20 protein-coding genes are annotated in these 23,967 nt (G+C 47.0%); 6 read left to right on the top strand and 14 right to left on the bottom strand.

Annotated features, from left to right (window positions below):
- Window positions 1-115: 115 nt before the first annotated feature.
- On the bottom strand, window positions 116-1,096 hold the full coding sequence (locus EI981_RS03555; protein WP_126995516.1) for an NAD-dependent epimerase/dehydratase family protein: 981 nt from the start codon (window positions 1,094-1,096) through the stop codon (window positions 116-118).
- Between the two features lie 247 nt (window positions 1,097-1,343).
- On the opposite strand from EI981_RS03555, the gene EI981_RS03550 reads away from it, so the two are divergent.
- From EI981_RS03550 to EI981_RS03540, 3 genes are all read left to right on the top strand, one after another.
- On the top strand, window positions 1,344-2,336 hold the full coding sequence (locus tag EI981_RS03550; protein ID WP_126995514.1) for an alpha/beta hydrolase: 993 nt from the start codon (window positions 1,344-1,346) through the stop codon (window positions 2,334-2,336).
- 92 nt (window positions 2,337-2,428) lie between these two features.
- Complete coding sequence (locus tag EI981_RS03545) at window positions 2,429-2,908, top strand: GAF domain-containing protein (RefSeq protein ID WP_126995512.1); 480 nt, start codon at window positions 2,429-2,431, stop codon at window positions 2,906-2,908.
- A 476-nt stretch (window positions 2,909-3,384) separates the two neighbouring features.
- The gene (locus tag EI981_RS03540) at window positions 3,385-5,256 is read left to right on the top strand and encodes an LTA synthase family protein (protein WP_126995510.1); all 1,872 of its coding nucleotides are present in this window, start codon (window positions 3,385-3,387) and stop codon (window positions 5,254-5,256) included.
- Window positions 5,257-5,346: 90 nt separating this feature from the next.
- Here EI981_RS03540 and rhaD read toward each other — a convergent pair whose 3' ends face one another.
- Window positions 5,347-6,168 carry a rhamnulose-1-phosphate aldolase gene (gene rhaD / locus EI981_RS03535; RefSeq protein ID WP_126995508.1) on the bottom strand — a complete coding sequence of 274 codons (822 nt, stop codon included), beginning with the start codon at window positions 6,166-6,168 and terminating at the stop codon, window positions 5,347-5,349.
- Window positions 6,169-6,441: 273 nt separating this feature from the next.
- On the opposite strand from rhaD, the gene EI981_RS03530 reads away from it, so the two are divergent.
- Window positions 6,442-7,203 carry a DeoR/GlpR family DNA-binding transcription regulator gene (locus tag EI981_RS03530; RefSeq protein WP_126995506.1) on the top strand — a complete coding sequence of 254 codons (762 nt, stop codon included), beginning with the start codon at window positions 6,442-6,444 and terminating at the stop codon, window positions 7,201-7,203.
- A 101-nt stretch (window positions 7,204-7,304) separates the two neighbouring features.
- Here the strand turns inward: EI981_RS03530 and yfcE are convergent, their stop codons facing one another.
- The 5 genes from yfcE to EI981_RS03505 all read right to left on the bottom strand — a co-directional run bounded on the left by yfcE (window position 7,305) and on the right by EI981_RS03505 (window position 14,152).
- Window positions 7,305-7,853 (bottom strand): phosphodiesterase, encoded by a 549-nt coding sequence (yfcE, locus tag EI981_RS03525; protein WP_126995504.1) that lies wholly within the window; start codon window positions 7,851-7,853, stop codon window positions 7,305-7,307.
- Window positions 7,854-8,009: 156 nt separating this feature from the next.
- On the bottom strand, window positions 8,010-9,950 hold the full coding sequence (locus tag EI981_RS03520) for a PTS fructose transporter subunit IIABC (protein ID WP_126995502.1): 1,941 nt from the start codon (window positions 9,948-9,950) through the stop codon (window positions 8,010-8,012).
- A 45-nt stretch (window positions 9,951-9,995) separates the two neighbouring features.
- The gene (gene pfkB / locus EI981_RS03515) at window positions 9,996-10,907 is read right to left on the bottom strand and encodes a 1-phosphofructokinase (RefSeq protein ID WP_126995499.1); all 912 of its coding nucleotides are present in this window, start codon (window positions 10,905-10,907) and stop codon (window positions 9,996-9,998) included.
- Complete coding sequence (locus EI981_RS03510; RefSeq protein WP_126995497.1) at window positions 10,904-11,659, bottom strand: DeoR/GlpR family DNA-binding transcription regulator; 756 nt, start codon at window positions 11,657-11,659, stop codon at window positions 10,904-10,906. Before EI981_RS03510 ends, pfkB begins: the two co-directional genes overlap by 4 nt.
- 1,095 nt (window positions 11,660-12,754) lie before the next feature.
- A complete protein-coding gene (locus EI981_RS03505; RefSeq protein WP_126995495.1) occupies window positions 12,755-14,152 on the bottom strand; it encodes an MATE family efflux transporter in 1,398 nt (465 codons plus the stop codon).
- A gap of 163 nt (window positions 14,153-14,315) precedes the next feature.
- Between EI981_RS03505 and EI981_RS03500 the strand changes: the two genes are divergently transcribed.
- Entirely contained in the window at window positions 14,316-15,221 is a 906-nt protein-coding gene (locus EI981_RS03500; protein WP_126995493.1) for a helix-turn-helix transcriptional regulator, read from the top strand.
- Between the two features lie 121 nt (window positions 15,222-15,342).
- Window positions 15,343-16,200 carry a DegV family protein gene (locus EI981_RS03495; protein WP_335926385.1) on the top strand — a complete coding sequence of 286 codons (858 nt, stop codon included), beginning with the start codon at window positions 15,343-15,345 and terminating at the stop codon, window positions 16,198-16,200.
- A 98-nt stretch (window positions 16,201-16,298) separates the two neighbouring features.
- Here the strand turns inward: EI981_RS03495 and EI981_RS03490 are convergent, their stop codons facing one another.
- From EI981_RS03490 to EI981_RS03460, 7 genes are all read right to left on the bottom strand, one after another.
- A complete protein-coding gene (locus EI981_RS03490) occupies window positions 16,299-17,483 on the bottom strand; it encodes a phosphodiester glycosidase family protein (RefSeq protein ID WP_126995489.1) in 1,185 nt (394 codons plus the stop codon).
- Window positions 17,484-17,628: 145 nt separating this feature from the next.
- Window positions 17,629-18,051 (bottom strand): low molecular weight protein-tyrosine-phosphatase, encoded by a 423-nt coding sequence (locus EI981_RS03485; protein ID WP_237172658.1) that lies wholly within the window; start codon window positions 18,049-18,051, stop codon window positions 17,629-17,631.
- Window positions 18,052-18,137: 86 nt separating this feature from the next.
- Window positions 18,138-19,814, bottom strand: coding sequence for a DUF4091 domain-containing protein (locus EI981_RS03480; protein WP_126995485.1), 1,677 nt, complete (start codon window positions 19,812-19,814; stop codon window positions 18,138-18,140).
- A 201-nt stretch (window positions 19,815-20,015) separates the two neighbouring features.
- The gene (locus tag EI981_RS03475) at window positions 20,016-20,345 is read right to left on the bottom strand and encodes a hypothetical protein (protein WP_126995483.1); all 330 of its coding nucleotides are present in this window, start codon (window positions 20,343-20,345) and stop codon (window positions 20,016-20,018) included.
- Window positions 20,346-20,360: 15 nt separating this feature from the next.
- The gene (locus EI981_RS03470) at window positions 20,361-21,392 is read right to left on the bottom strand and encodes a DUF3829 domain-containing protein (RefSeq protein ID WP_126995481.1); all 1,032 of its coding nucleotides are present in this window, start codon (window positions 21,390-21,392) and stop codon (window positions 20,361-20,363) included.
- 2 nt (window positions 21,393-21,394) lie between these two features.
- The gene (locus EI981_RS03465) at window positions 21,395-22,405 is read right to left on the bottom strand and encodes a YiiG family protein (protein ID WP_126995479.1); all 1,011 of its coding nucleotides are present in this window, start codon (window positions 22,403-22,405) and stop codon (window positions 21,395-21,397) included.
- A 293-nt stretch (window positions 22,406-22,698) separates the two neighbouring features.
- On the bottom strand, window positions 22,699-23,916 hold the full coding sequence (locus tag EI981_RS03460) for a TraB/GumN family protein (RefSeq protein WP_126995477.1): 1,218 nt from the start codon (window positions 23,914-23,916) through the stop codon (window positions 22,699-22,701).
- Window positions 23,917-23,967 lie beyond the last annotated feature (51 nt).

The following is a 23,967-nucleotide window of genomic DNA, read 5'->3' as shown; positions in this document are numbered from 1 at the left end:
TTGTTTTTATATAAGCACAGAACAGGAGCCTGAGTCAAAGCGAAAAAAAGCCCGGCACTTGTCCGGACTTCATCATATCAGCGGTATTGTATTCCAAGGTCAGCACATAAATGGCTTATTGCAAGCCTTCAATACATTTTTGCAAAGTCTCGCGAATCGCAGCCCGGACATCGTCCTTCTTGTACTGCAGTATTGGCATCGTATCCTCAGGATCGAGATATGCATCGCGATTCTGAATCTCCATCGTATCGGCCAAATGAATGCCATGCTCTCTTCCAGCTTCGAACTCCGCCGCATCCATCTGTTCCATCGCCGATTTCATGGTTTCTAGTGGAACTACAGTAACCTTCGTCTCCGTCTGTCCCAGCATATCAACAATCATCTGATTGAATTCAGTAAATTTCATATTGGTGTCACTAATCGCATAACAGCTGCGGTGAGTCCCGTGCTCAATTGCGCCTACAGCCGCTTCAGCCACTTGCTGCACTGTCACCATAGCAGTGCCCCCGTCTAGTACAGGTACAATGTCTTTTCCCTTTACCTGTTCCACGAACATCGTCCATAGAGGCATACGTCCAGGCATCACACCGAAAATATATGGCAAGCGCAGCGACATCACATCCATCGTCCCTTCACCTTCCATAAATGCTACTTCTTCCTGAAGGAGACGTGTACGAGGATAGCCATTGTTCCGCTTCAAATCCAGGTCCGTCCAAACCTCAGCAAAGTGGGAGAAATACGAACCGAATACAACAAACTTCTTCACGCCTGCCTGCTTGGCAAGACGAGCCATGCGTTGTGTCGGCAAGACATTAGCTTCATAGAAAAATTTCATCGCAGGTGCCGCGGGGACAACACGCTCATCTGCGCCAGCCGCATATATAAATGCATATTTGCCTTTCAGCATTTCCACAACCTGTTCATCCGTCATCTCATTGATATCAGCCAACGTACATTGAACTTCAGAAGGTAGTAAATCTTCCGCAGGCATTGGTGGAAGCGCCACTGTTGAGACACTGTACCCCTTCTTCAACAGTTCTTTTGTTGTATAAAAGCCTAGGAAACCAGTGCCACCAAGTACAAAAACTTCTTTCATTTACTACATCTCCTTTGGACGAATTATAAAGTGATAGTGTCACTATCAATAATAGTATCTTACCGAACTTATACATGTGAATAAAATCACATGATCAAATATTTTTTAATAAATTATTTTTGATCAATCCCCAACTGCCCAAATTCACAATATAATGCAGCATATTCACCCCGTCGATTGGCAGATAATATAGATCACATTCTTTGGATGTCCCACCAAAGTTCTACAGTTAAGGAGGTTCACTTGCATGACGATCTACTTGATGATTACTCTGTTGGCCATCGCTGGTATGGTGTCAGGAATTATCTCCTTCGCCTTCCAGCAGCTGACTCATATGAAATTGCAGTCCACTCATCATCTGTTTCAATATTTAGAGAAATCCGGCGTCTACAGCCGGGAACGCTTCAGCCGTCTGAAGAAGCAGGAAGTCGAGATCCTCTCCGATGACGGTTTGCGCTTATGCGGCTATGTCATAGAGACCGATCCATCGTCCAAACACTGGGCGATTATCGTCCATGGTTATACTGTCTCTATGCTAATCTCCACGCAATATATCGATCTATTCCAGAGCGAAGGCTTCAATATTCTGCTCATTGACCAGCGTCGACACGGGAATAGCCAAGGGAAATACACAACCTACGGTTATTACGAAAAATACGATGTTGCCGCATGGGTCAGATGGCTCTTACATAACTACGGTACCGATTGCAGCATCGGCCTTCATGGCCAGTCACTCGGCGGAGCAACCGTGCTCGAGTATTTAAGTATCGCCCATTCAAACATCAAATTTGTTATCGCAGACTGCCCATTCTCCGATTTGACGCAGCTTCTGCATCATCAAGCAAGAACAATCTATAAACTTCCTGCCTACCCGCTCTTGCCTATCATCAATAAGATCCTAAAGCGCAAAGCTGGATTCACCATGGAACAGGTTAGCCCATTACAGGCGGTAGAACACTGCCATCTTCCCGTTCTGTTCATCCATGGGACGAAGGATAACTATGTACCCACATATATGAGTGAACAGCTGTATAAGCGCAAGGCTGGACCAAGAAGCCTGCTCCTGGTAGATGGTGCGATCCACGGCAACGCCTATGCTGTAGCCCCCAAAGAATATAGCGAAGCAGTCCGCATATTAATTCATCAAGCACTTAAGGAGGAAGAGGCGTCGGCCATCACCACCGTCTCAGTCGAATTAACCGGTTCCCCCGAGCCCGCCGTGTTGCCACTATCCACCTAAATGGCCCTGCTTTAAACGGCCAAGCATTCATAATATAATAAGGCATACTAGTTCGTGGACTACCTCTAATAGACAAAAAAGGAGATGGGCGCATGTTCCATACAATCAGTTACACGGGTTCCCGTGAAAAACAGCATAATCAAGTCATATCGCAATTAAAATCACTAATTTACGAGGAACCAGACAGAATTGCCAATCTAGCCAACGCTTCTGCTCTATTAAACTTCTATCTATCGGACATCAACTGGGTAGGCTTCTATATGTACGATGGCAAGGAGCTTGTACTCGGCCCGTTCCAGGGACTGCCGGCTTGTATCCGCATCCCGCTAGGCAAAGGCGTATGTGGGACAAGCGCTAAGGAGCGCCGTTCAGTACGAGTGGATGACGTACATGCCTTCCCAGGTCATATTGCCTGCGATGCCGCATCGAACAGCGAGATCGTAATCCCAGTGATCAAGAACGGAGAACTGATTGGTATACTCGATATTGATAGCCCGCTGAAGTCCCGCTTCGATGAGAAGGATCAAGCATTTCTGGAGCAACTCGTCCAAGTACTAACAGAGCAGCTCTAGTTCTATAATCGATATAAATCCCATACAATAATCTTCCGGTAACTTATCAAGACGTGAACAATTCCACTGCTTTCTAATTACCGATCTGGCATCATAGATATGTGAATGGTCTGGAAAATGCCAATTTAAAGCAAAAAACAAAGTTGAGAAGCGGTTTCATCCCTTTTAATGCCAATTACTGTTAAATAAGAGAAATTGATCGATTTCCTTCTTCCCATTTTTTCAGTTATGATATTAAAAGTGTATGTTCAAAAAGATCGGTTTTCAGCACCGAGAAGGTTGAATGAAGCTAGGGCGTGAGGAGCGGAACGTACGTAGTTGGTACATGAGCACCGGAAGGCCCGGCTGAATTCAAGATTCGATGCCGAATAACTTCATGATTTACTTCGTGATCAAGGTGAACTTTTTGAACAGCCTCTAAAAGTGTATGTTCAAGATTTCGCTTACTCAACTACTATGAAAGGAAGGGTCGCACCATGTCAGCGTATCAACGAATCCGGCCTGGGAATCTCAAGCCGTTCGTATTCTTTACCGTGATTATGATCCTAAAAAGCTACCTTGCCTGGATCACGATATTCGATCAAATGCCGGTCTGGGGACCGTTGATCAAGGAGCTCCCATTTATCCTGATCCTGTTCTGTCTGATTGAGGTCTTCTCCTCCAAGAGAAAAATCGGAATTTATCTAAGCGTCAACCTCATTGTTACTGCCGTCTTCTTCGCAGCTATTATGTATCATAAATATTACGGGGTCATCGTCACCTACCATGCGCTACAGCAAGTCAATCAGGTGACTGCAGTTAAGAACAGCGTATTCTCTCTGCTCGCTCCATACTATCTACTTATTTTCCTCGATATTGTCGTCATCGGCTTCTGGCTGATGCGCAGGAAGAGAGCAGAGAAATTCAAGAAATTGTTCAATTTTGACAGAGTAAGCAAGAGTTTTGTAGGTGTTGTACTCGGGATTTCACTCGCCCTATGCATTTTCAATATTTGGCCGAATCGGGCCAGCATGAATGAGATCAAGCAAGCGGAGCAGATGGGGATTCTGAGCTATGAGACCTATACGATTCTATCAAACAAAGAAGAAGATCTCGTAGATAAGGATGAGATTTCCCAGGCTAAGATTGACAAGATGAAAGGAATTAATAAGCAGGACGATCCGCAGTTCTTCGGTGCTGCCAAAGGCAAGAACCTGATTATTATCCAGTTGGAGTCATTCCAGGACTTCCTGGTCAATCTGAAGATTGATGGACAAGAGATTACTCCAGTCATGAATTCGCTTGTTAAAGATAATCTCTATTTTAAGAACTTCTATCAAATGGTAGGGCAAGGGAATACATCGGATGCCGAGTTTGTGGTAAATACGTCATTCTATATTCCTTATAACGAAGCAGCAACGCAGAATTATCCGAATAAAGAACTGCCAAGTCTACCTAAACTACTGAAATCAAATGGCTACGATACCGCTACCTTCCACACCAATGTGGTAGATTTCTGGAATCGCGGCGAATTATACAAAGCGATCGGATGGGATCGCTATTACGACCAGAAGTTCTTCGGTCAAGAGGACACCGTATTCTTCGGCCCTACGGATGAAGTGCTGTATAAGAAGTCGGCTGAAGAATTGAGCAAAATGCAGGCGACTGGCGTTCCGTTCTATTCACAAGTCATCTCAATGACTGCGCATCATCCATTTACAATTCCACACGAATTGGACCGGATTACGCTGCCGGAGCGTTACGAGAACAATATGGTCGGCGATTACCTTCGCTCGCAGAATTATGCGGACTATGCACTCGGTTTGTTCATTGACGATCTGAAGCAGCGCGGAATCTGGGACAACAGTCTGGTTGTTATCTATGGCGACCATCTGGGGCTACCGAAATTCTCGCTTGACAAGCATGGTCTAGAACTTATGAGCGAAATTTACGGTCGCGAGTACAGCTACCGTGACATGCTGAATATCCCGCTTGTAATCTCGATTCCAGGACAGTCGGAACCAAGAGTCTTGGATAATGTCGGCGGACAGGTTGATATCCTGCCAACCGTCGCCAACCTGCTGGGTGTCTCAATGGGTAATCAGATCCATTTCGGTGAAGATATACTGAATCATAGTTATAATTTATTGCCGCAGCGTTACTATCTGCCTTCAGGCTCGTTCATTAACGACAAGGCCGTGTTCATGCCAGGAACCTGGTATGAGGACGGTACTCAGTTCCCGTTGGCCAAAGACAGTGTTAGTCAAGCCCTCACTACTGAGGATGAATATAACCGGGCGCTTGATCTGCTGCGCTTATCTGACAGCTATGTACAGCAGCTCCCGGATCGTGAGAAGGATCAAGAGTAAATCTGCTATATATTAAAAACCAGGCTGCCTAAGTAGTAGGCGCCTGGTTTTGTTATATCATATGTTCATCTGTTGTCCATACTAATAAGTTTAGTTCTGCAGTACTCCCGGTCTTGGTGTTACCCCAAAAGCTTGCGCCAAATCGAGCAGTTCTTGATCCAAGATCGTCTGTTTCTTACCACCTTGCGCACATACAATCGTATAGACCTGTGCTGCCTTCTCCGCCGTCTCGATTAATCCAAAGGTCTCATCCATCGTGGTGCCTGCCCCGAACACGCCATGATGCGGCCACATCACGATTCGAACATCCTTCATTCGCTCTGCGGTCGCTTCTCCAATCGCATCTGTGCCTGGTACCATCCACGGAATAATTCCAACGCCTTCCGGGAACACAACCAGACATTCTGTACACATCTCCCACAGAGTCTTCGTAAATTCAATCTCATCTAGGCTATGTGTAAAGGTCATGCCAATCAGATGAGTTGCATGGCAGTGCATAATGACTCGGTGCTTAGGATCCACCTTTAACCGCTGCATATGATTCATCAGATGGGTTGGCAGCTCGCTCGTAGCCACTCCCCCATCAGCAAATCCCCATAGAAGCTCATAGCTATGCCCATCCTGGCCTATCCGAATAACTCCAAGGTTCACTGCCGGGTCCTTGATAACGTTCTTGAAGTATTTGCCCGATCCCGTCACAATGAAGTACCTCCCTGTTAGTTCAGAGGCATCGAAGCTCATCGAAACGGTGCGTTCTACTCGCGAAATATCCAGATAATCGCTTACTTCTTCCTCTCCGATCAGATAGCTAATATTTCCTCCGTTGCGCTCGTCCCAGCCCAGACGGTATAAATTGGCCGTAGTATCGCACATTTCCCGTAGAAATGGTGCCGTCATTATATCTTGAAGCATGCTCTTCACCCTACCCTCACCGTTAATATGAATGAATGACTTCTCTAATGGAACGTTCTATTTTTCTTCGTTTGCAACATTATGATAACATAGAAACAAAAGAAATCAACATTAATCAGTGGTTTTATTTCCGTTTTTAACGTTTTTTATATCTATTATCTTTAATAACAAAAATAAAAGCAGATTTTATTTTGTTTTTTGTAGTTTCTTTTTTATTTTTCTTCTAAATTTAGGTACAATAGAAATATGTTCACTTTGGGAAGGCGGGTTCAAATGAAGGCTTTTGAGCGAAAAGAAAAAATTATTCAAGAATTACATAGACATAAAAAAGTGCTCGTCTCACAGCTGGCTACCAGCTTCGAGGTTACCGAGGAGACGATTCGCCGCGATCTGGAGAAGCTCGAGCAGGAAGGGGTCGTAACCAGAAATTATGGTGGGGCCGTTCTAAACGCTCATATCCATGAAGATCTACCTTATCAGACGAGAAATACGCGAAATATTGAGGAGAAAAGGTCCATTTCCAGCTTGCTGCTCCCACTGATTAACGATGAAGATACACTGATGACCGATACAAGCTCTACCGTGTTTGAAGCGCTGAAGCTCCTCGAGTCTGAACGCGACAATCTGACGATCATCACAAATTCTGTTATTATTCTTAACGAGTTCAGTCAGACAAGTCATACGATTATTTCCACCGGCGGTTCACTTCGGCCCAAGGCAAGCTCGTTGATCGGACCGGTAGCCAGACAGGCCATTCAGAATTACAATGTCGATATTGCCCTGTTCAGCTGTAAAGGCATATCTGTGATGAGTGGAATCACCGATTCCAATGAGCCGGAGAGTGAATTGAAGCAAGCGATGAGTCAGCAGGCCCGGCAGACCATTCTGCTTATAGATTCAAGTAAATTCGATCATATCGGCTTTGTCAAAATGCTTGAGTTCAAGCAGATCAGTTATATTATTACCGATCGCAGACCTTCCGACGAGTGGATCTCGTTCCTGGAGAACCAAGATATTACACTGCTCCATCCCTAATTTGGACTACCTTAGCTCATTGATCCATTGCTCATAACTACAGATTATAAAAAAACAGGCCCCTGCTTAAACAGGCGGCCTGTTATGGTTTTCATGCACTCTTATGATGCAAAGGTTATTGATTTGATAGTGCCACCCTCGAAATCTTTAACGAGGAAGCTACCGTTTTCAATAATGCCGTAGGAGTTCGGATAGTTCTCTTTTGGAAGTGCGATCGATCCAGGATTGAGCACATATATACCGTCCTTCTTATCGGCTACAGGTACGTGAGTATGGCCCTGAATGAAAATATCGTTCTCCAATAGCGGCGGCAATTGCTCCATATTGAATCCGTGTCCATGAGTCACATATAGGCGACGTCCCTCATGAAGGATTACTGTATAGTCTGCCATCATCGGGAATTCGAGCAGCATTTGATCCACTTCTGCATCGCAGTTCCCGCGCACAGCCACGATATGCTGCTTGTACTGATTCAGCGTCTCTGCAACCTGCGCCGGGTTATACCCTTCAGGTAGCGGATTTCTAGGCCCATGATACATGAAATCGCCGAGCATGACGATCTGGTCGGGCGCCTCCTCCTTCACCTTCTCGATTGCCTTGTCCAGCCAGTATGCAGACCCATGAATATCGGAAATAAACATCAGTTTCATAATCCATCTTCTCCTTATTTAATAACGCTCTGTTAAATGTAACATAATCCTTCCACCTGGATCGACCTCATTATGCACAAAGCCGCCCGCGCTGGCAAATGACACTGCTGCGCGAACGGCTTCTAAATAAAGTTCATGCATATCTGCAAATTAAGCTTACACTCTGTCCACCATCGGCTTCTTCCAGATACCGAGTACCAGGGCCGAGATGACCGAGCCAATCGCTACTGCGAGCAGGAACAATAGAGCATGATTGGCCAGCGCGGCGACGAATATTCCGCCGTGCGGAGCCGGGATATTAATCTTCCATAACTGGGTAAGACCACCGGCCACCGCCGAACCGAGAATACAGGAAGTAAGGACGCGAAGCGGATCGGCCGCCGCGAATGGAATCGCTCCCTCGGTAATAAAAGACAAACCCAGCACATAGTTAGTTAAACCGGACTTCCGTTCGTCTTCTGTGAATTTGTGCTTAAAGAAGGTGCTTGCCAGCGCAATCGCCAGTGGAGGAACCATACCTCCGGCCATGACAGCCGCCATCATCAGTCCATTCGTGTTACCACTCGTTGTGAACACGCCGATAGCGAAGGTGTATGCGGCCTTATTGAACGGGCCGCCCATATCTATCGCCATCATACCGCCAAGTACAAGCCCAAGCAGAACCGCGTTGGCCGTCCCCAGATTATTCAATCCTGATACGAGCCATGTATTAATCGTGCTGAAGACTGGATCAAAGATAAAATACATAATTGAGCCAGCGATCAACAGCCCAAATACCGGATAGAGTAAAATTGGCTTAAGTCCTTCAAGCGATTTGGGTAACCCGGCGAATAGCTTCCGCAGCCCGATCACAATATAGCCGGCCATGAAACCGGCGGCCAGACCACCAAGGAAGCCCGCGTTCGAATTCACCGCCATCAAGCCGCCGACCATCCCTGGCATGAGCGCTGGACGATCTCCAATACTCATGGCGATGAATCCAGCCAGAATCGGAATCAGGAAGTGGAACGCTCCATCTCCACCGATCGTCATTAGCAATTTGTACAGTGGATGATCCGGTCCGCCTACCTGTTCGAACAGGAAGGAGATGGCGATCAGAATCCCGCCGCCTACGACAAATGGCAGCATATGAGAAATACCGTTCATTAAGTCCTTATAAATTTTGCTGCCGACGCTTTTCTTCTCTTCCTTCGCTGGTTCCTCAGCTGTTTTATTACCGCTATGGTAAGTCGGAGCATCGCCTTGAAGCGCCTTTTGAATCAGCTCCTTAGGTTTGCGGATACCTTCGCTTACCGGTCTTATGAGTACTGGTTTCCCATCAAATCTGGCCATCTCGACATTTTTATCCGCAGCGACAATCACACCGCTTGCCCGGCGGATTTCATCCGGAGTTAATACGTTCTTGGCTCCTTCTGAACCGTTCGTCTCCACCCGGATAGTTACTCCCATCTCCTTGGCCATCTTCTTCAAAGCATCCTCAGCCATATACGTGTGTGCGATCCCCGTAGGGCAAGCGGTTACAGCTACAACCAAAGCTTCAGATTCCGCTCCTTCGGAAGAGGTCTCCTTCGTAACCGGATGGGTCTCCCGATCAGAGCTATGCCCCGCTTCCTTGCCTCCGCTTTGCGCCTCTTCATCACCCTCAGCCTGCCTAGCGTCAAACAATGCCGTCACTTCATCAGGTGTTCTAGTGCTCATCAATTGGTCGATGAATTCGCTATCAATTAACAGCTTAGACAACGTAGCCAACGTGCGAAGATGCATATTGCCCGCTCCTTCCGGAACGGCAATCATAAAGAAGATTTTGGCTGGCTCTCCATCGATAGAATCGAATTCTACACCTTTGGAGCTTTTGGCAAATACGATAGTCGCTTCGTTAACCACATTTGTCTTCGCATGGGGCATAGCAATCCCCCCGCCAATCCCCGTACTTGCCTCTGCTTCACGTTTCAGAATCTTCTCCTTGAACAGCACCGGGTCCGAGATTCGACCATGCTTATACAGGCTCGCGATCAATTCATCGATTGCTGCATCCTTTGTCTGCGCCTGTAAATCCATAATCATCGTCTCTTTGATCAACAAATCGGTAATTCTCATGGTTAACACCCCTTTAGTTATTCATTTACCCAGCCAGCTCGTATTCTATCGATTAGAAATAACAACCTTCGGCAGCAGTTGATCGATTTGATCTCTGGTTGCAAGATCATCCGTGAATGCAGTAGCGCTGCCTGCAGCGACCCCGGTGCGGAATGCTGCGAGGGGATCGCCAGTTTTCACCAGCGTACCTACGAAGCCTGCGATCATAGAATCACCGGCTCCCACCGAGTTCTTGACTTGTCCCGCCGGCACTTTCGCATGATACACAGCGGACTCGGTTATTAACAGAGCCCCTTCAGCAGCCATAGAGACGAGGACATTCTTGGCTCCAGCCCCCAGCAGTTTACGCCCGTACACAACGACATCCTCCATGGAATTCAGCTCAGTGTCATACAACTCAGCGAGTTCATGGTGATTCGGCTTGACGAGCAACGGGCGATGCTTGAGTGCCTTGAGCAGTGCTTCGCCAGTCGTATCGATCACAAACTCAGCGCCTCTTTGCTTACTAACCCGAATCAAGCGTTCATAGAAATCTTCACCGAGCGATGGCGGAATGCTGCCCGACAAGATCACGATGTCATCCTTCTGCAATGCGGATAACTTCTGCAGCAACTGCTCCGCCTCCGCTTCACTGATGTCCGGCCCGAGACCGTTGATCTCCGTCTCTTCGCCGTGCTTCAGCTTGATATTAATCCGCGTATCGCTTGCTATCGTTACGAAGTCGGTTGACATCCGCTCTTCCTGTAATCTATCGTTCACGTACCGTCCAGTGAACCCTCCAAGGAAGCCGAGCGCTGTGTTCTCGGCACCAAGTTGGTTCAACACGCGCGACACGTTAATCCCCTTACCTCCTGGAAGCTTCAAGTCCCGCTTCATCCGGCTAAGACCGCCAATGTTCAGCTCTTCAACCTCTACGATGTAGTCTACAGACGGGTTAAGCGTTATCGTATATATCATGATGCTGATCCCTCGATTATTTTTGTTTTATGAGCGATGGTCTTCCGCAGATGGGGAGGAACACTATCTGTAATCAGGGTCGCCTCGTTCAGATCCAGCAGCTTGGCGAAGGTAACCTCGCCGATCTTGCTCGAATCCGCTAGAACATAGGTTTGACCCGATAATTGATGAGCGCGCCGCTTGATTAGCGCTTCCTCAGGGTCTGGAGTGGTGTATCCCAGCTCCAGATCGACTCCGTTCGTCCCAAGAAAGCACCGGTCGAACCGGAAATTATCCATGTTCTGCAAGGCAATGCTACCGATGACAGCCTTGGTATGAATCTTCATCATCCCTCCAAGCAGATAACTGCGGATTCGTTGATTAACCAAAGCTTCGACATGGGACAGTCCGTTAGTCACAACAGTCACATTCTCCGCTTCAATATATGAGATCATCGCTAGAGTAGTAGTTCCCGCATCCAAATAAATGCATTCATTATCCCGAATTTCGCGAGCGGCAAGACGAGCGATAACATCCTTTTCTTGAATGTTTTTGGATGTTTTCTCATCCATCCCCGGCTCCTGGCTCCTCTGATTCAGCAAGCTGGCTCCGCCGTGAATTCGCTTCAGTAGATGGCGGCTCTCAAGATCGACCAGATCCCGTCGGATCGTCGATTCCGAAGCTCCGATAGCTTCAACAAGCTCCTGCAGCTTAACAACGCCTTGGCTTTGCAAGCGCTCTAATATTAGGTTGTATCGTTCTTCTGTCAACATATCTATCCCTCCATCTGTTCTTATCATATCACATGAAGATCATAAATCAATCATTTTCTTTCACAAACATTTATAATCATTCACTATCATTCAAACCCACGATCCACGACTGAACTATTCCCGCCACGTAAAGTTCAAAACTGCAAATATGCTCATTATTCTGATCCCCACATTTTTAACGAAACGAAACTGGGTATCGCTATTTACGTCAAAAAGGGCGAATTAAAATCTAACGAAACTGGGGATCGCTATTACATCAAAAAGGCGAACTAAAATTCTAATGAAACTAGGGATCGCTATTTACGTCAAAAAGAGCAAATTAAAATTCTAACGAAACTGGGGATCGCTATTGGGGGAAATAAGGGGCTAAGTAGCGGGTTTTTACCCAAATAGCGTTATGGTGTTTCGTTAGATACTCATCCCCCTCATTTTTGCTTAAATAACGATATGGTGTTTCGTTAGAGTTCTACGGGAGTTCCCATAGGAGTTCTGTGAGAGTTCCCACGAGAGTTTCGTAAGACTTTCTTGCTCTTCTCCAACAGTCCGATTATCGCAGGAGTTTACCCGCTCGCTCAAATTGGTATGTTGCAAAATTCCAGCACTATTACACACTTTTCACGGAGAAGTATAGGATCGATCTGTACCACCATACGAAAAAAAGAAAACCCTAGTCTAGAAAGACAGGGTCCCAATAGTTTCGTCAAAAAGGGCGAATCAGAATTCTAACGAAACTGGATATCGCTATTTACATCAAAAAGAGTGAATCAAAACTCTAACGAAACTGGGTATCGCTATTGTGGGAAATAAGGGGCTAAATAGCGGATTTTTACCCAAATAACGATATGGTGTTTCGTTAGAGTTTTGCGAGAGTTTTACGGGAAGTTCCACCAAAGTTTTGCTGAAATCCCAACGAAGTTTCTGTGGGATTCTCCCGGAAGTTGTTTGCAAAAGTTCTCATGAGAGTCCCATCGGAGTTCTGCTGAAGTTCCACCAGAGTTTCGTAAGACTCTCTTGCCCTTTTCAACAGTCCGATTATCGCAGGAGTTTACCCGCTCGCTCAGATCGCTATGTCGGTGAATTTCCAGGTTCCCGGAACTACAGCGCCAAGCGAACCTCAGCCGCGCATTGCTCCTGTTCTCTCTGTATCTCTTCCTCTTTCTTACGCAAATATTTACGCCCTCTCCAGCGGAAGTATGAGAGCACTCCACGGATGTACTCATCCGCAATCATACATGAATAGATAGCGACGATCCCCCAGCCAAGCGATACCCCCAGCAAGTAGGAGCAGCCCGTCGCCACAACCCACATGAAGATCAGGGAGATCTTCATCGTATAACGCGTATCCCCTACGGCGTTAAGCGAGTTGCCGAGCGCCATATTGACCATTTTCCCCGGTTGAAGCATTAGATTCATCCATAGCAATACGACGCAAAGCGCTAATATATCGGCATCCTGTGTGAACAGACGAAGCACATGCGTACCAAAGACTACGAGAATAAATGCATTCACTGCAACCAGCGGCAACCCAACGGCAAGCACTTTATAAGCAGCCCGGTAGGCTTCTCTCGTCTTCCCGGCCCCATACAAATGAGCAATCTGGATCTGTGCAGCCAAAGCGAGAGAGAAGCCAAGCAGGAAGCAGAACGATTCCAGCGTATTCATATAGGTTCTGGCCGCCAGCTCCGTTGAGCCTAGCATCGCCAGGAAGGAGAAGATCGCCAATTGCGAGAATACCCAGTTCGCTGAATTGATTCCGAGCGGCCAACCGATCTGAAGCACCTCCTTGAACAACCTGCGGTCAAAGATGCGGAAATCGCTTAATCTAATCTTGCGCTCGAACGCGCCAAGGAAGATGATGAACAGGACGACCGTGGCGATCAAGCGGCTGGTTACCGTCGAGATAGCTACGCCAGTAAGCCCCAATTGCGGGAAGCCATATGCGCCAAAAATAAAGCCGTAATTCATCACAATATGAATCACATTCATGCCGATGGCAATGATCATCGGTCCTTTCGTATTCCCCGTATTGCGGATCGCCGTACCTAACACGGCAATAGCAGCGATAAGAATCATGCCCCCGCCAACGATAGGGATGTAGGCATCCGCCAAGGGCAGCAGTTCATCCGGAAGCTGCAGCATTTTAGCAATCGGACGTGAAAAAGCAATTAGCAATACGCTTAACGCCAGCCCGATCGCGATGGTTACTTTAAAAGAGATGATCCCGACCGTTCGGGCATCCTCCTGCAGACGGGAGCCAATCTTCTGGGCAATCACAATCCCCGCCCCGCTGGCTACCGTTGCGAACAACGTCGTAAGCGCGTTAAATAGCTGATTGGAGAAACCGACAACGGCTACCGCATTATCAGATATCCGGCTCACCATCAGGGTATCGACGGAGCCGAGCAAAAATTGTAGAAACTGTTCAATAAATATAGGCCAAGCGAGCAGCCAGAGGTTAAATTTATTGCTCTCGTTGGTCTTGGATTCCTTCATTATTACAACCTCCTAAAGAACGGAGACGGGGCTACGCTCCTGCTCTTATCAAACTTATTGACATGAATCACATTATAGATGCATTATTAGAAATAATGTATCAAATAATCAACTCAATCTTTCACAATTCAAACCTATATTCAGCGTTCTTGGAGGTGGACATATGTCTCAAATTATCGAAATAACTGCTCCCCCGCTGCCGCAATATATTATTAGTGGATCAACGCATATGCCATATGGCGGCAAACACCTCAGCCGCAAAAATATCGGCGTATTTGATCTACTCGTCGTCTCCCAAGGCTGCCTCTACGTCGGCGAAGAGAAGCGGAATTTTGAAGTCTCCACAGGCCACGCTGTCATCCTTCGTCCGGATTGCTACCATTACGGCTTCTCTGGCTGCAAGGAAGAGACGCTTCATCATTGGCTTCATTTCCAAGTTTCCGGAAACTGGCGTGTCATCGAGCAGTCGGAATACTGCAAACAGCATTCGGCTCAGGAAGGCGAAGACGGGGCGTATATGTCGCTTCATCCCTTCACCACGACGCCCTTCGCGCTGGCTGTGCCGCAGTTCACCTATCTTCCCCAGTTACAGAAGATGATCGATACAATAGATGAATTAACAGAAATGAACCGGGCATCTCATCATAGTAGTGTGCGTCTAAAGCAACAGGCCTTGTTCCAGGATGTCGTCGGTCTGCTTGCCGCATCTCTGGAGACCGCCGCCCCCTCCCCAGGTTCAGTCTGCGCGGAGAAGGCAGCTGCTTATTTGCGTGAGTATTACCGTGAACCATTCTCCGCCAAAAGACTCGGTGAGAGCATAAATTTTCACCCCGTCTATATTGCCAGGTGCATGCAGAAGGTGTTCGGATGCTCGCCAGCAGCATATATGCTGTTGATTCGAATCGAGCATTCCAAGCTGTTGCTCGTTCAGACCGATATGCCCATTGAACGGATTGCTGAGGAAGTTGGCTTCAACCATGCGGCATATTTCACCGCTTGCTTCACCAAGCAGGAGGGCTTGTCCCCGCGCAGGTTCCGCCAGCATTTTGCCTGGAATAGGGAATCCTGATTTATGCAATTGCCGTAGGAGTAATTACCAGCGATATACTTTTTGCTTATGTCTAACTTCTCCTCTATAATGCAGATAACGAACCAAATACACCAACACTGGAGGAAATGCATTGACACAAGTGAAAATTTTCGCGGACAGTATCTCCGATATCCCACAATCCTGGATCGACCAATATGACATCGGGATCGTACCGCTGTATGTAGTGTTTGGCGAGACTGCCTATAAAGACAGACTTGAGATCACTACCAACGACATATACAACAGAGTCGAGGCGACTGGAGAATTGCCACGTACTTCTGCCCCATCTCCTGCAGATTTCATAGCGGCCTTCTCCCCATGGATCGAGCAACAGAATCAGATTGTGTTCATCAGTATGTCATCCAAGCTCTCGTCAACCTATCAGAGCGCTATGATCGCCGCAACCGAGCTGCCAGAAGGCAGTGTACATGTCGTTGATTCACTGAATGTGTCAGGAGGCATCGCCATACTGGTTATGAGGGCTGTCATGGCAGCCAAGGCAGGTATGAATGCAGAGGAAATCGCCTCCATGCTCCATGAAGAACGGGATCAGGTAGAAATTGAAGTACTTGTCGATACGCTGGACTATCTGCACAAAGGAGGCCGTGTCTCCAATCTGCAGCATATGATCGGAAGCCTGCTCAAGATTCGTCCTATTTTGCGTATTAAAGAAGGCGTCGTCATCTCGGCGGATAAATATCGCGGCAAGACGGAAAAAGCTGTCGAGCGCATGCTGCATCGCATCACGGAGAACTTTCACAAGATCGACCGTGATCTGATCATCGTGGCACAGACGCTTGCGGACAAGACCGCGGAATATATCAAGACAGCATTGCTGGAGCGGACAGACGTCAAAGAGGTTGAAATTATTGAAGGCGGCTGCGCTATTTCCTGTCATTGCGGACCACGCACCGTTGCTATCATGTATAAGAAAAAACAGCTATCCTACAATTCATAACGATTGCGGATTACAGCTCATCATAGAAAGAATAAATGGCCATTTCCCAAGCGCTGATCGCTAGGAAAATGGCCATTGTTAATGGTAAATATTATTTCTTATTTCTTACCCGGATCGATATCCTGTGGACGCAGACCCTCCCATATATTCGGGATATCCACTTGCTCCGGATGCTCAAATACGAGGAACGCTGTTGGTAAATAACGTTCGCCATACTCGGATGAAGGCTTGTTAGCGATCTCGCCGCCCTTAGTCACGAGTACGGTTGAAGATCCGCCATCCAGGTTCGCAGCAATTACTGCGCCGTGATCCAGCATGATCTGCTGTACATCGTAAAGACTGGCCCCGATGCTGTAGCCGGGCTGGCGCCCATCGATGACGACGAACAGGATTGCCCCGTCCTCACGCTGCCCCATTGCCGTACGCGGTGCGATACCCCAGCCTTCCTTCTGACTCTTGATCTGGCCTTTGCCGTTTACGATGATTCGTGGCTGAAAGGTAACGGCCTCCTGGATCCCCATATCCTTCAGCTCATCCAATGAATACTTGCCGGCAACCATCTTTCCTTGTTTATCAATCCCAACAATTTGGGTGGAGGACTTCTTGGAATCAAGTCCGTTATAGTATAGCTTGCCTTGCGAAATAACGACGCCGATGGGCTTGAAGCCATTTCCTTTCCAGTTCGGGTCGGCGAAGCCTCCCCCATTAATTCCCGCTATTGCGCCGGTCCGTTCAACCATACTCGATACTTTCTCGCCCTTGCCTCGTTTGGCCGGAACACCCAGCCTGATTTTCGTCGGATCATTGACCGTCACAACATAACCTCGGTATCCTGTACCCGATACTTCCTCGATCTCAATCAACGGCTTTGGCTTCTCCGCTTCTTTATCCCCTGCCTCTGCAGCTCCTGGCTGCGGCTTGATTGTATGTGTATCCTTCTCTTCTCCCATTTCATCGAATTGCCTCTGATATGCGGCTACCCTTCGATCTAGCTCCGCCTGTCCAATTAAATATTTGGCCCAGTGCCGATGCTGGGTTGTAATCAATGTATCTGCCATCAAATAGAGCATTTTGTTGCCGGATGGCGTTAAATATAGCCACACCTCGCCTATCGCAACCAGCAAGATCAATACCATCAGCATTCTTCCGACTGTATGGAAGAACCCCCTCTTTTTGCGTTTCCGTTTCTTGGAAGGTTTGCGAGCCGCTGTGGAATGGCCTTTCTTCCCTGCCCCTCCCTGTCTCGCCGAAGAACGGCTAGGCAATGATGATACCGGATCCATAACATTTCCCCTAACTATCCAGATTTGCATGCTATTCTACTCTTACTTCTAGTAAACGCTTAGGAGGAGGATAAAGTTTCGTTCTCACAATAATGCAAGACGCCCCCATCCGCTAATCAACGGATGAGGGCGAATCCATGGTCCACTAATCCAACTGTGCTTCCTGACGAATGCGTTCCAGCAAAGCCCGACAACCCTTGCCGACTAATTCGTAGACCTCTTCAAAGTTGCCGGTATAATAGGGATCCGGCACTTCTTTGTTCATCATATCCGGTACGAGATCAAGCAGTTTGACAATCTGTGCATGCTCGCTCTGCGATAACCGTCTCAAATCCTTCTCATTCTGGACATCCATGGCGACAATATAATCGAATTCCGAGAAGTCCTCGGTCGATACTTGTCTTGCCTTCAGACCTTCATAAGAAATTCCATACTCATCAAGTATACCTCTTGTACCATGATGTGGCGGCTTGCCGATATGCCAATTACCTGTGCCCGCAGAATCAATCAGAAAGCGATCTTCCAACCCTTCAGCAGACACCATATGACGGAACACAGCCTCCGCCATTGGCGAACGACATATGTTGCCGAGACATACAAATAGAACTCCTATTCTCTGTTTTCGCTCCACTTAATCCTCACCTCAACCCGATACTACATGATTGAAGTTGCCGTGACAAGCCTCTCCTGGATCTCACGATTAATCCGGTTGCGCATGTCGATAATATACTGCGCATTGCGAGGATATTCAGAGAATGTAATTGGCTCTGCCGCAGCCTCCTCGATAATGCTCATCACGAAATCCTTAGAGCTCAAGCTCTCCAGAAGCTTCATCGCTCGAAGGTCATACAGCGCTTCGCGGAATACTTTGAGCCGGATCGAAGTGACTGGACTTCCCTCTACTCCCGGATACACCAGGAAGGCGTCACCAGAAGGAAACCCGCAGCCAGCGTCGGTTACTGCATAAGGATCGATCGCGTGAATGGAAAACTGCGTATACCAGAAGTTGTAGCCCCAATGCAAAAAGCCGGCGATATCGAATTTATAGAGCTGGGTAGCGATGATCCGATTGCGGCGGCTCGGCATGGACATGAAGCGATTGCTTACCTTGTCATGCTGGGCGCAGCAATAATAAGTCCACAGATTCGGTACCTTTGCTTTGATAAACGCATCAATATGATCATTTGCCGGAATAGGAGTTTTGATCAAGCCTTTCTCATAAAATTCATAATCAGACAGCGCATCGATCATCTTATACCCCCGCAAATGTGGTTCCATGATTTCACAAGCTCGGCGGTAACTGTCCAATTGCTCCAAGTTCGGTTCATCCGATATATGAAAATAACAGCGCTCCTGAATTCCCCATTCCTCCAAAACCGAGGTCAACTGCGGCAAAAGAGTGTTCAGGAATTTACGGTACTCTCCCCCTCCGGCATCGGTATCCCAACCGAATATAGCCCGTTCTTCCCCATCGATACTGGCAATAATCTTTGGAGCAGATACCGCTCCCCACTGCGTGAATAAATGGGACATCTCAAAATATTCCATACCTGTCCGCAGAGCCATATCTATGAACCTTCTTAATCTCTGAAAATCAAATGAATAATTGCCATCTTCATCTACATGAACCTTAACAAGTTGAACGGTAGGACGTTCGCCCCCGATCTTTGTATCAAGAGGCGGTGTGAACAACGGAGTCAAAATCATGTTCATACCGTGCTCGACCGCTGTCTTCATGTAGTCTTCTATCAATGTCCAATGTGGCTCACTAAGTTCCTCTACCCCGTAATGCGTGCTTAGGCAATCATAATGGAACCAGCCTGTATGGATTAATGTCTGCTTAGGAAGCACAACATCGATCAACGAGATGGTATGGCTGACCTCAGCCAGCTCTGTTCCGTCTTCATGAAGGAAACGAATGATTACCGTCGCATCCTGTAGCGCGGCATCTTCTGCGAACTCCGCTTCCACCCAAATGCTCCGCCATTGTCCCGGCAGCACCTTGATATTGTCGTCCGTCAGCTCCTGCAACGGATCAGGGAATAATCCCGGCTGCTTCGTCAAATAATCCTCATCCGTCTTTGGATAAACCGGCATCTCGGAAGGGACTACTCCTACCATACTAAGCTTTACATTTATCCCCGGTTCCGCTGCCGCTTCAACACGAAGATACTGCGCCACAGCGGCCCACTCCGGATCTATGTAATAAGCAAGCTGGTACGAATACTTCTCACCGCGCAATACAGATTCGACCAAACTACAGGCTGTGATCGGTTCTTCATGAAGGAACACTTTCTCCAGAGAAGATAGTTTCTTGACCTTGAGATTCATAGTATTTGGACCGCCTCCAGTATGAATTATTTCTAGCCTAGCTAACCCAATGGTACTCCGCAGAGAGCATAATGTACACGCTGTATATTGACTTTTCTCTGTTTGCAACCAAATTGAAGGTAGCCGATAAATTGGCTGCCACTGTAGGACCATCGTCCGAAAACCATGAATCACATCGGCATTGAACTCCAGGGGAATACGCTATGTAAATATCGTCGCAACGATTAGAATAAATCCTGCTGCTAGACCAATAGGGCCCCAGTAATGCATTGGAATAAAAAACAGACTATGCCCGGTTCCTGTCTGGTAGCGTTCCCCCGTCTCCATATCAACCAGTACTTTTCCCAAATCGGTGTTGAATGCTTTTCCTAGATACCAGATAATAACTCCCGATACTATAAACACAAAAGCCAGCGGCAGCCGGCTATCTATTGAGCCAAGCCCCAGGGAAGATAATAAAGTATTGACAATAAAGAATAAAACCCCTGGGATAACAATATTTAAAATACCAAATCCCTTCCAAATAATCATGCAAAAACCTCCTTTTTAACCCTTATTCGAGTCCAATACAAATACGTAGTATTCCAGAATAGCTTCTTGCAGCTTCTTCTTATAGTCCTTGGGCGTACCGTCTTTGTTGTATTCATTGAACGTCCGCGATTGCTCAATCCGCTGTAGCAAATCGGTGGCAGAGGCCTTCACCAGCATGATCTTATGCTTCAACATGTTTCCATATAAATTATAGTCGTCAAGCCCCTCCCGATTTACCCGCTCCGGATCGTCAGCCATGGCGATATATTGGGCTACTTTTTCGGTAAGCCGATCGTACAATCCCTTGTAGGATGCCACATCAAGGCCGTTCAACGTCTCTGATGTCAGGCCCTGCGTCAGTTCGTCATCAATTACTTCCGCTGCTATAATCGATTCAAGCGCATGGTACCGGATCATCTGATCATTTGCCTTGAAATCGGCGAGATCCAACTCTCGCTGCTTCATTAACGACTGATGCAAAATAACAGTGAAGTCTTCCGCGAGTGGCTCCCATTCCTTCAGCAGAGCCTGCAGTTGCCCATGCAGTGCCTTCCCCTTCGTAAAATCGTCATCAACATAGAATCTGAACCTGTAATAGGTATCGATTTCGCCTAGCGTCTTGACCAGCTCCTCCAGCTTCGGAGCAAGCTTCGTTACGGCGTTATCGACCTCGGGTAAGGCAGGCTGTTTATCGGTTAATTCCGTATACTCTACCAGTTTATTGGTCTCTTTAAGTTCCAGATTTACGCCCCGGTCCAGATCGGCCTCTTTCTGTAAATCGAATGTTTCTGTATTTCCGAACCGTTCTACATACCGCCCCAGAACATCAGCTATTTGACTATGAATATAGATGTCCAGAGCACTATAGCCGGCATATTTCCGTAACGTCGCCTCCATCCTGGATTCTCCCTGGGCAGAGACTGCCTGCCCCGATCCTCCCGACAGGGGTATCTTCGCTTTTTCTAGCGGCAGTCGGCAGGATGAGAGCAGTATAGCCAGAAGACTTAGCAGTACAACAATATTCCATCTTAATCTCACACTTCTCATCTTTAATTCACTACTGTCAAATTAAGGCTGGTATTGTATGCATCCACGAGGAAGGAGACCTTGCGATCAAACGCTGACAAAATTGCATTACGCCCCCCTGTCGTCACTTTGCCTTTGGTATCGCTGTTAATCTCCGGATCCTGTTCACGCAAGACTCTAAGAATGTCGGTCGCCGTAACTTTGACCCCTTCTATACTTGTCTTGAATATTTCTAGACTTGGCCATGCTTCAGTCTTACGCCGATCGGCATCCTTGGCATATTCAAAATAATGCTCGATATCCTCGGTCAGCATGTGATATAACTCCTCATATTCCTTAACATCGAAATCCAGAATGTTATCATCCCCGACCCCCTTATTGTAGAACGCCTCCTGAATCTCCTGCGCCCGCAATACTGCCAGGAGGGCGTAGTAACGTATTAGCATATCTTCATCCTTCAGCTTCTCCGCATCCGTATACTTACGCTCTCTCGTGATCTCCGAAAATTCTTCAAGAAATTGTTGCCCTACCTCTATGTACTTCTCAAACAATGCAATATAACGCTTATGTAATTCTCGACCCTTTTCAAAATCGTCATCGACATAGGTTTTCGCAGTGTAGTAGCTTTCAATGTCATTATTCGCATTCATCATATCTATGATGATTGGCATTAACTCTTTCACTTTCTCATCCGTTGCACCGTAGGAAGGCTCGACCGAAGCAAAATCTAATGTTTTGCTGGCATGCTCGATCACACTCGGAATGAACGGTGTTGTGCTGTACCCATTGAACTCGTCATCAATGTAAATTTCCTGCTCCAGTCCGAACTCATTCACATAAATGCTAAAAACACTACCATACATACCTCCGTTGATCTGGTTGCTCAGTTCGATGTAAGCATTATACTTGTTCGTATCCTTCGTTTCGTCTCTGGCGGAAGCTCCCTTTAGATCCCTCGATGTAGGCAGGCTGCAAGCTGTCGTCGCTACCACGAGCAGCATAATACACAGAAACCAATTTACAACTTTCTTCATTACTTTCTCTCCCTGTTTGTCGTAATATCGGAGTTCAATTCATATAATCGTTGGTCTATGCTCATTATGTATGCAGTATGAAATTGACAGTTCTCTCCGTACAATATTTATATCGGCTGAATTAGCCAATTGGAATAATTTTCTGTACTTCATCTAAGATTGTCTTATGTTGAATAGTGCTAGAGTCTTCGTATAGATTCCTCCCGTCTCAGAACATAACAAAACAACACCGCGTGCTACGAACTGCACGCGGTGTTTCTATGCATATTGCCGTTAGTTTGTGAAGGCAGTTATCATTTCCGAACAACAGTGTATCCTTTATCCTCCAACAGTTTGATGATTCCATGCTCACCCAGGTAATGGGCTGCGCCAACCACGATGAAATACTCTTCTTTTTTGCTGTTTTTTAAGTATCTGTCAATTTTATCAGCCATTTTAATGTTTCTGTCGATCAACATCGCCTTGTTATATTCCCCGTCAGCGGCTATGCCATTTGTGAACTCCAGCAGTTGCTCCTCACTTCCTGTTTTCCACATCTCAGCCATCTTCTCAACAGCGTCATCCAACACATCAAAATTGTCCAGGACATCGTTGAGACTTTTCTCCTGCAACTCCTTGGAGAAACCATCTAGCATACCAAGCTGAGATTCATAGGATTCCAGCTCCAGCACCGAAATTTTACGTTCAATCGCTTTCTGAATAAAATACAGGTCAATCCCCGAAGTCGCCTCGTACCCGGCCTTTACCGATTTCAAACTGTTGATCGTTGTTCCCACAACCCAAGGTTTAAATGCATCCAAAGCATCTGGCTTCATGCCGCTTTGTTCCAGAATTTTTCCAACTTTGGCATAAGTCGCGCTAGACACATGATCCTTCAGCGTTGTTCCATCCTGATACATGCTCGCATCCATAATCACTTTTTGCTGCGCCTCGTCGGCTGCTTTGCTTAGGTCAATCTCTACACCCAGATAGTCGGCCTCTGCAAAAGCTTTTTCAACTTCCGGACGCAGCGGGTAGAAGCTGTCATTGGCAATATGCATGGAGCCTACCAAATATACTGTATTACCATTGTTCTCTACTTCCCACATGAATCCGCGGCCACCAGTTTGAGTGGATGCGCCTGCTTTGGGAGCCAACAGAATCGTACGCGTCTTGGCATCCCAGCGAACCTCATAGCCCGCTGCGTCGCCAATTACCCGAATAGGGACATATGTCTCGCCATTGATTCGTTTGAGCTTACTTTTTAGCGTGATCGTTTGGCCATTAACTACCGCATGAATCGTGTCATCTGCCACATCTGTAAGCTTCGCATTCATGGCTTGGAGCGTCATTTTCAATGGAACATATGTTGTCCCCTGATCGATGACCGGTGTGCCTCCGGTATAGTTAACATTTTGATCATTCACTTTAACTGCCGGCTGCTGAGGTGCAGCCATGGTAGCAGAGGCTGTTGAGAGAATAAGCCCCGCCGAGATGATGATTGATAAGAACATACGTTTCCAATTTTTCATTGTTCAACTCTCCTAATATTTATTGAATAATTACATTGTTTTCGCTCTGTA

Source organism: Paenibacillus lutimineralis (assembly GCF_003991425.1).
GTDB classification, from domain to species: domain Bacteria; phylum Bacillota; class Bacilli; order Paenibacillales; family Paenibacillaceae; genus Fontibacillus; species Fontibacillus lutimineralis.
The sequence above is the reverse complement of the archived record's forward strand: the minus strand, read 5'-3'. Positions and strand labels throughout refer to the sequence as shown.